The sequence below is a fragment of the Chloroflexus islandicus genome, from assembly GCF_001650695.1.
In the GTDB taxonomy this organism is placed as follows: Bacteria; Chloroflexota; Chloroflexia; order Chloroflexales; family Chloroflexaceae; genus Chloroflexus; species Chloroflexus islandicus.
Genome location: NZ_LWQS01000060.1, coordinates 170,104 through 177,927 on the forward strand (window position 1 = coordinate 170,104; position 7,824 = coordinate 177,927).

Here is a 7,824-nt window from a genome sequence, read left to right on the forward strand (position 1 = left end):
AATGAGCCGGTGTCACGGCAACACAGCTTGATGGAGTGCAGCAGTTTCTTGCTGCACTCCATGCCAACCCCGCAACTGCGCAACGGCTGAACGAAACCCGTGGGTGCATTTCACACCCTACCACATCGCTCACGTTCCTTCATCATTGATCATCTGGCAGTGTGACGCGATTGCATCGATCACGCTGGCAGGAGCGCATTATGGCACAGAAAGCGAAAGAACTGCCGTCAGCGCCGCTCCCGTTTACGGCGATTGTCGGCCTTGAGACGGCCCGGCAGGCCCTGTTGTTGCTGGCGGTCGATCCGATGCTGGCCGGGGTGGCAATTGGGGCTGGGGCCGGCACCGGCAAGAGCGCATTGGTGCGCGCCTTTGCCCGTATGCTGGCCAACGGGCGCGAGTTTGACCCCACCTTGCCCTGCAATTTGGTCGAGATGCCGGTTGGCGTGAGCGAAGACCGGCTCTTGGGCGGGATTGATATTGAGGCGACGCTGGCCCTCGGCGAGCGGGTGCATCGCAGCGGGTTGCTGGCGCGGGCCAACGGCGGCTTGTTGTACGTTGATAGCGTCAACTTGCTCGACGATAGCACGATCAACCACATTCTCGGCGCGCTGGACAGCGGCGTGGTGCGGGTTGAACGCGAAGGGATTTCGGTGGTGGAACCGGCCCGCTTTGCGCTGCTGGTGACATACGACCCGGCTGAGGGGCCGCCGCGCCGCCACCTGCTCGACCGGCTCGGGTTGATCGTGGCCCCCATCGGCAAAGCGCCGGTGACGACGCGGGCCGAAGTGGTGCGGCGCAACTTGCAGCCCAACCTCGATTATGAAGACGATGAGGCGTTGGTCTTGGCCGGCGTGTTGGCAGCGCGGGAACTACTGCCAACGGTGACAATCACCGAGGAGCAGATCCGGCAATTGAGCATGACCGCGTTGGCGTTAGGGATCGAAGGCCACCGGGCCGATATGTTTGCGATGCGGGCGGCGCGGGCAGCGGCGGCGCTGGCCGGACGCGACGCAGTCAGCAACGAAGACCTCGAACTGGCGGTGCGACTGGTGATGTTGCCACGGGCAACCCGGATGCCGGAAATGACGCAGGAAGAGGCGCAACCGCCGCCGCCGCCGCCGGAACCGGCGCCGCCGCCGCCGAGCCAGCGCGATGAAGAGGACGAGCAGAACGATGAAGAGGATCAACCGCCGAAACCGCCAGACGAAGAGCTGACGGTGGAAGACCTGATTCTGGCGGCGATGGAGACTGAGGTGCCGCCGGATATTCTCGAAACGCCGTTCACGGTGCGGCGGCGCGGGCGTAGCGGTTCACGCGGCACGATTTCGGGCCAGCGCGGGCGGCACATCCGCTCGGTGCCGGGCCGTCCGGCGCAAGGGCGGCTGGATGTGATCGCAACCTTGCGCGCGGCGGCGCCGTGGCAACGCTTGCGGGCCAGCGAGCACCCGCACCACCAGCACCGGCGCGGGCGCATCCATTTGCGGGCCGATGACTTGCACATCAAGAAGTACCGCTCGAAGGCGGGCACGCTCTTCTGTTTTCTGGTTGATGCCAGCGGCTCGATGGCGCTGCACCGGATGCGACAAGCGAAAGGCGCGGTGAATTCGCTCTTGCAACAAGCCTACGTGCATCGCGACCAAGTTGCGTTGCTCGCCTTCCGCGGCGAGCGGGCCGATCTGCTGCTCCCGCCATCGCAGAGCGTCGAGCTGGCCAAACGGGCGCTCGATGTCTTGCCAACCGGCGGCGGCACACCGCTAGCGGCGGCCCTGCTGGCGGCGTATCAGATCAGTGAACAGGCCCGATCGCGCGGCATCTTCCGCACCACCATCGTGCTGATCACCGACGGGCGGCCTAACGTGCCGCTCAAAGCTGACCCGACGATGGATAAAAACCGCCGGCTGGAGCAAGCCCGCCAAGAGGTGCAACAACTGGCCGGACGGTTGCGCGCTGCCGGGATTGGCGCGGTGGTCATTGACACCCAACGCAGCTTCGTCTCGCGGGGTGAAGCGCAACAATTGGCGGCGTGGCTAGGCGGGCGCTATGTGTATCTGCCGAACGGGCGCGGCGACCAGATCGCCAATGCCGTGATCGCGGCGAGTGAAGAGGCGTAGCGGCGCGTTACCCACGGGCAGAGCGGTGTGGAGTGCGGCAGTTTGACTGCCGCACTCCATATACGTTTATCGCCAGCTTGAGCGCCAGTATGTTGTCACTGCGAGGGGGCGTAGCCCCGCAGCAATCTCCCGCTTCAGTGCAGACCAATGGCCGACAGGCATGCTTTCCGCGCTCGCGGGGGATTGCTTCGCCGCGCGCAGCGCGGCTCGCAATGACAGATGAGGAGCGGGGCGAGGACACTGCGCCCCCGCAGCAAGCGCCCGCTGCGCGGGCTGCTGGCCCTCATCTTTGGCCCCTCTCCTTACCAAACGAAGTCATTCAGTGAGTTGTTACAACGCTACGTGTATCTGCCGAACGGGCGCGGCGACCAGATCGCCAATGCCGTGATCGCGGCGAGTGAAGAGGCGTAGCGGCGCGTTACCCACGGGCAGAGCGGTGTGGAGTGCGGCAGTCAAACTGCCGCACTCCATCTGTGTTGAGCGCCATTGTCATTGCGAGGGAGCGGCGGCACCCAGCACGGCAGGATGTCGCCCGACCGAAGCAATCTCCCGCTTCAGCGCAGACCAATGGCTGACAGGCATGCTTTCCGCGCTCGCGGGAGATTGCTTCGCCGCGCCCAGCGCGGCTCGCAATGACAATAGGAAAGCGGGGGATTGCTGCACCGCGCTATGCGCGGCTCGCAATGATATGAGGCGATTGACGCGCTATCATTGCTGCCGCCAACAAAACACCGGCAACCGTAAAGGTTGCCGGTGTTCGTGCCTCTGGCGCCCCGCCAGCAGAGGGAAGAGGAAGGCGGAAGAGGGGCAACGGGGAGCACAAGAGGCGATGTACAGTTTGTGAGGTTCGCTACAGTTGCCTCTCTGCTGGCGGGCAGCGCCGTCTTCACTTACCTGTAGCATACGCCTTGGAGTTACAACGCGGCAATAGTTCTTTGATCCCCTCTGCTATGACCCATGTGGTTTGCATCTATTTTTATTTACTTTACATTCATACTTAACTAATCTGTCAGAGGCTCAGTTCGTCAGCACGGACAATCTCTAGCAAGGAGCGATCTGGGTCTTGGGCAAATGAGGTCATGCTTGAATAATTCCGGCGGATGATAGCTTCAATAGCGGCAGTGGGACAATGACCAACTCGTAGCCAAATGATTTTGGGCGGACTACCACGTAACATTAACAAATCGTTAAAATCCAATCAGCGAGTCAACTGCACCGATGACGTCCGAACTTGTTGCAGTATGGTAGCACATCAGCCTGCCACCATGCAGCAGCCGGCAAGATTGTCAGCTTGCCGGCACCCCGGCGCGAGCGCACACCGATGCGGGCCTAAGATATGCTACAATCAGGAATAGTACGATCAATGGCACAGTGAACTGACACCTATGCCGCCCAAACCGCGAGGCCCAACTTTGTTTGACGCGCAACGCCAACAGACGTTGCAGAACCAAGCGCCGCTGGCGGCGCGTATGCGCCCGCGCACGCTCGATGAGTTTGTCGGGCAGGGCCACATTATCGGCGAAGGTAAGCTGTTGCGGCGCGCGATTGCCAACGATCAGCTCTTCTCGCTGATCTTGTGGGGGCCGCCGGGCAGCGGGAAGACGACGCTAGCCCAAATCATCGCCAACAGCACCAATGCCCACTTCGAGCCGCTCAGCGCGGTGAGCGCCGGAGTGAACGATCTGCGCCGGGTGGTGCAAGAGGCCAAAGACCGGCTGGGCATGTTTCAACAGCGCACCGTCGTCTTTATTGATGAGATCCACCGCTTCAACAAGAGCCAGCAAGACGCGATCTTGCCCTATGTCGAAGACGGCACGATCATTCTGATCGGCGCCACGACCGAAAACCCGTCATTTGAGGTTAATTCGGCTTTGCTCTCGCGGGCACGGGTCTTTACGCTGGAAGCGTTGCGCGATGACGAGATCGGGATCTTGATCGATCGGGCTCTGAGCGATCGCGAGCGGGGGTTGGGTGAGCTGAAGATTATGCTCGCCAGCGATGCCCGCAGTTACTTAATCAATATGTCAAATGGCGATGCCCGCACCGCGCTCAATGCGCTCGAAGCGGCGGCCCGCTCGAAGCCGCCGGCGATCGGCGAGACGCGCTTGATCACGGTGGACGATATTCGCGATGCGCTGCAAAGCCGGGCCGTGCGCTACGATAAACACGGCGAACTGCACTTCGATGCGATCTCGGCGCTCCACAAGAGCGTGCGCGATAGCGATCCTGATGGTGCGTTGTACTGGCTGGGACGGATGCTCGACGGCGGCGAGGATCCGCTGTACATTGCCCGCCGGTTGGTGCGCATGGCGGTGGAGGATATTGGGTTGGCTGACCCACACGCCTTGCCGCAGACGATTGCCGCCCAACAGGCAGTGCATTTTCTCGGCCAGCCGGAAGGCGAATTGGCGCTGGCGCAGGCGGTGGTCTACCTCTGCCTCGCGCCGAAGAGCAATGCCCTCTACCGGGCCTACGGTGCGGTGCAGCGCGACGTGGCCGAGACGCGCAACGAGCCGGTGCCGCTCCATTTGCGCAACGCACCCACCGAGCTGATGAAACGGCTGGGGTATGGCCGCGGTTACGAGTACGCGCACGACCTGCCAGAGGGGCGATCGGATCAAGAACACCTGCCGCCGAACCTCGCCGGACGGATCTATTATGAGCCGACCGGACGCGGTTTTGAGGCGGTGGCCCGCGAGCGGTTGGCGTGGCGCGAAGAGCGCCGGCACCGCGCAACCCCGCCGCCTGCCACACCAACGCCGGCGGAAGAGTTGGCCCCCGGCGAAGAACCACAGTTGCCGCCAGAGGATGTACCGCCGCGGCGGCGCGGCAAACGGAGCACATTGTAGGGGGCATAGCGTTGCTATGCCCTACAATGGCATAGCAGCGCTACGCCCCACCGAGGAACACAGCAATGATCGACCGAGCACAAGTCGTCATTATTGGCGCAGGCGTTATCGGCGCAAGCATTGCCTTTCACTTGGCCGAGCGCGGCCTGCGCGACGTGGTTATCCTTGAACGCGAAGAGGCCGAAATCAGTGGCAGCACGGCCCGCTCGGCTGCCGGCGTGCGCCACCAATTTTCGTCGCGCACCAATGTCTTGCTCTCGCGCTACAGCATCGAACGGCTACGCCACTTTGAGGAAGAGGTCGGCGGCCATGCCGAATTGCGGCAGGTGGGGTATCTGTTCCTGATTAACGATGAAGCGACGTGGGCGCAATATCTGCGCAACGTGGCGATGCAACGCGAGCTAGGGGTGCGGGTCGAGACGCTGACCCCGGAAGAAGCGGCGCGGTTTGTGCCGCAAATGCGGATCGACGACCTGATCGGGGCCACCTTCGGCCCTGACGACGGTTACTGCGATCCCTACGGCATCGCGCTCGGCTATTTGCGCGCCGCCCAACGCCACGGCGTGCGGCTGCGGCGCGGGATGCCGGTGACTGGGTTTCAGATCAGCGGCGGGCGTGTGACAGCCGTAGAAACGCCATCCGGGCCGGTTGGCTGCGACATGGTGATCAACTGCGCCGGGCCGTGGGCGGGTGAAGTGGCAGCGTTAGCCGGTCTCGACCTGCCGGTGCGTCCCTACCGCCGCAACGTCTATATGACCACCCCCTTCCCAGCGATTAGCGCGCCGATCCCATTGACCATCGATGTCGGCACTGGCTTCTATATGCGGCGCGAAGGCCAGAGCATCTTGATGGGCCGCTCGAACCCAGCCGAACCAAGCAGCACCAATACTAATGTGGATTGGGATTGGCTGGAGGCGGTGATCGAAGCCGGCATCCACCGCTTCCCCATTCTGGAAACGGCAGGGTTAGCCGAACAGCAATGCTGGGCCGGCTTGTACGAAATCACACCGGATCACAACCCGATCCTTGGCCGGCATCCTGATCTAGAGGGGTATATTGACGCCAGCGGCTTCAGCGGCCATGGCATCATGCACGCGCCGGCAACCGGCCTGTTGATCGCCGAGGAGGTGATCGACGGGCGGGCACATACGATTAATATTGACGAGCTGCGGATCGACCGATTCCGCAGCGGCCAACTCGCATCCGAATTCAATGTTATCTAACGAGGTGATGACCCATGACGCTTGACGAAGCGATTGCCGAGATTCAGCGCCGGATTGCCGCCGCCAGCCCCAGCGCGGTGACACGAGTGACGCGCGTTTCCGCGGAAGAAGCTAGCATTCGCGCGTATGCTCCCGCCGCCGACGAGCAGGCGATCAAGAATGCAACCACGGAGTTTACTATTTCCTTGTTGACCAACGAGGGGCTTGACGTGCAGGTGCTGGTGTACGACATTACCACCTCGTTGCCGCCAGAGGAGTAGGGAATCTTTACAACACTACATCGTTATGCCGAGACGGCCCCTTATGGGCCGTCTCAGCACGAATGAGGCAAGATCATCTTACGCTAAAAGCTTTTTTGGCATTGCGCGATCGAAACCCGGAATGTATCACCACAGGCGGCTAACGCCATAGGCATCGAATACCGCATCACTACCGATGATCGGTATGTTCTCAATGAGACTCTGGGCAATGATCAGGCGATCGAATGGATCACGGTGGTGAAATGGCAGTGTTGCCACCCGCATCGCATGGTCGATTGCTATATCGAGTATATTGATATTATTTCGTATGAGATGGTATGGCAGAAAAAGTTCAAAGGGCTGGTTAAGTTCAAGTTTCCCAAGGCTGACTTTAATTGCCATTTCCCAAATGCTAGCTATACTGAGAAAGATAGTATGAGTTGGTTCGGCTATAAGATCACGCGCATGAGAACTAAGCGCTGGATGATCATCGATAAACCAAATAAAACTATGGGTGTCAAGCAGGAGATTCACCAGTATACTCCTGAAAATCGGTTAATGGCGCATCAAAATCGGCTGCCATCCGGATCAATCCCTTGGCGCTGCCGGGGCGACGCGGTTGGCGGGGCGCATTCACTGGCACTAGCTGTACCATCTGCTGATCACCTGTCATAATAATTACATATTCACCACGTAACGCTGCTCTTATCAAATCATATAACTGTGTTGATGCAATATCGACATGCACTTGATGCATGTTCCCTCACTTTCTAGCATTGTGTCTAGTGATGCTTTCCATTATAGCATGCTCATCGTTTTTTATAGCCTTTATTCGTTTTTGGAATGCGCATCGCTGGTTCTCTCAAGCTCTTAACCCTTTCTCTTACAAGTAGGCGAAAGAGTTCACCAGCGAATGCACCCCTTGAGCGATCCCCCCTCACCCCTGCTCGCCATTCATCAACACCTGCTGCAACTGCCGTTTGAGGCGGGCAAAGGCTGGATCGGTGACGAGGGTGTACGAGCGCGGGCGGGGCAGCTCGACGCGCAGTTCAAGCGCGATGCGGGCTGGACGCGGGGTGAGGACGTAGATGCGATCAGCGAGGATGATCGCCTCGTCGATGTCGTGGGTGACGAGCAAGACGGTGCGGTCGAGCCGATCCCACAGCGCGAGCAGCCACTGTTGCAGTTGGGCGCGGGTGAGGGCATCGAGTGCGCCGAAGGGTTCGTCGAGCAACATGATCGGGCGGTGCCAGAGGACGGTGCGCAGAAAAGCGGCGCGCTGGCGCATGCCGCCTGACAGCAGGGCTGGGCGGGCATCACCCCAGTCTTGCAAGCCGAAATCGGCCAGCAACGCGCGCGCCGGTTAATTCGAGACAATCAATGATGTGGCGCAAGAACTCGG

The 7,824-nt window shown here is 60.8% G+C and carries 8 protein-coding genes and 1 pseudogene; 5 read left to right on the top strand and 4 right to left on the bottom strand.

Features of this window, described 5'->3' with window-relative positions; genetic code table 11:
* The first annotated feature begins 200 nt into the window (after positions 1-200).
* Both bchD and A6A03_RS20410 read left to right on the top strand, forming a co-directional pair.
* Positions 201-2,111, top strand: a complete 1,911-nt coding sequence (gene bchD, locus A6A03_RS12160) for a magnesium chelatase ATPase subunit D (RefSeq protein WP_066788556.1) — start codon at positions 201-203, stop codon at positions 2,109-2,111.
* A gap of 219 nt (positions 2,112-2,330) precedes the next feature.
* Positions 2,331-2,522 (top strand): hypothetical protein, encoded by a 192-nt coding sequence (locus tag A6A03_RS20410; RefSeq protein WP_156525331.1) that lies wholly within the window; start codon positions 2,331-2,333, stop codon positions 2,520-2,522.
* 598 nt (positions 2,523-3,120) lie between these two features.
* On the opposite strand, the gene A6A03_RS21105 is transcribed toward A6A03_RS20410, so the two are convergent.
* Positions 3,121-3,309: a DUF5615 family PIN-like protein gene (locus A6A03_RS21105; RefSeq protein ID WP_425394381.1), complete on the bottom strand. Its 189-nt coding sequence runs from the start codon at positions 3,307-3,309 to the stop codon at positions 3,121-3,123.
* Between the two features lie 187 nt (positions 3,310-3,496).
* Here A6A03_RS21105 and A6A03_RS12165 point away from each other — a divergent pair, with 187 nt between their 5' ends.
* The 3 genes from A6A03_RS12165 (at position 3,497) to A6A03_RS12175 (ending at position 6,443) form a co-directional block, all read left to right on the top strand.
* On the top strand, positions 3,497-4,960 hold the full coding sequence (locus A6A03_RS12165) for a replication-associated recombination protein A (protein ID WP_066788559.1): 1,464 nt from the start codon (positions 3,497-3,499) through the stop codon (positions 4,958-4,960).
* Between the two features lie 65 nt (positions 4,961-5,025).
* Positions 5,026-6,183 (top strand): NAD(P)/FAD-dependent oxidoreductase, encoded by a 1,158-nt coding sequence (locus A6A03_RS12170; protein ID WP_066788562.1) that lies wholly within the window; start codon positions 5,026-5,028, stop codon positions 6,181-6,183.
* 14 nt (positions 6,184-6,197) lie between these two features.
* Positions 6,198-6,443, top strand: a complete 246-nt coding sequence (locus tag A6A03_RS12175; RefSeq protein WP_066788564.1) for a hypothetical protein — start codon at positions 6,198-6,200, stop codon at positions 6,441-6,443.
* A gap of 126 nt (positions 6,444-6,569) precedes the next feature.
* On the opposite strand, the gene A6A03_RS12180 is transcribed toward A6A03_RS12175, so the two are convergent.
* The 3 genes and pseudogenes from A6A03_RS12180 to A6A03_RS20890 form a co-directional block, all read right to left on the bottom strand.
* Entirely contained in the window at positions 6,570-6,956 is a 387-nt protein-coding gene (locus tag A6A03_RS12180; RefSeq protein ID WP_066788566.1) for a type II toxin-antitoxin system VapC family toxin, read from the bottom strand.
* On the bottom strand, positions 6,940-7,179 hold the full coding sequence (locus A6A03_RS12185) for a type II toxin-antitoxin system Phd/YefM family antitoxin (protein WP_066788568.1): 240 nt from the start codon (positions 7,177-7,179) through the stop codon (positions 6,940-6,942). Before A6A03_RS12185 ends, A6A03_RS12180 begins: the two co-directional genes overlap by 17 nt.
* Before the next feature lie 180 nt (positions 7,180-7,359).
* A pseudogene (locus tag A6A03_RS20890) lies at positions 7,360-7,776 on the bottom strand (ABC transporter ATP-binding protein); the annotation flags it as partial.
* Positions 7,777-7,824: the final 48 nt, after the last annotated feature.

Excerpts from the sequence above, each read along its gene's own strand:
- A6A03_RS12185 (WP_066788568.1), bottom strand. The coding sequence starts at position 7,179 with ATGCATCAAGTGCATGTCGATATTGCATCAACACAGTTATATGATTTG.
- A6A03_RS20410 (WP_156525331.1), top strand. The coding sequence starts at position 2,331 with ATGAGGAGCGGGGCGAGGACACTGCGCCCCCGCAGCAAGCGCCCGCTG.
- A6A03_RS12170 (WP_066788562.1), top strand. The coding sequence starts at position 5,026 with ATGATCGACCGAGCACAAGTCGTCATTATTGGCGCAGGCGTTATCGGC.
- A6A03_RS12175 (WP_066788564.1), top strand. The coding sequence starts at position 6,198 with ATGACGCTTGACGAAGCGATTGCCGAGATTCAGCGCCGGATTGCCGCC.
- bchD (WP_066788556.1), top strand. The coding sequence starts at position 201 with ATGGCACAGAAAGCGAAAGAACTGCCGTCAGCGCCGCTCCCGTTTACG.
- A6A03_RS12165 (WP_066788559.1), top strand. The coding sequence starts at position 3,497 with ATGCCGCCCAAACCGCGAGGCCCAACTTTGTTTGACGCGCAACGCCAA.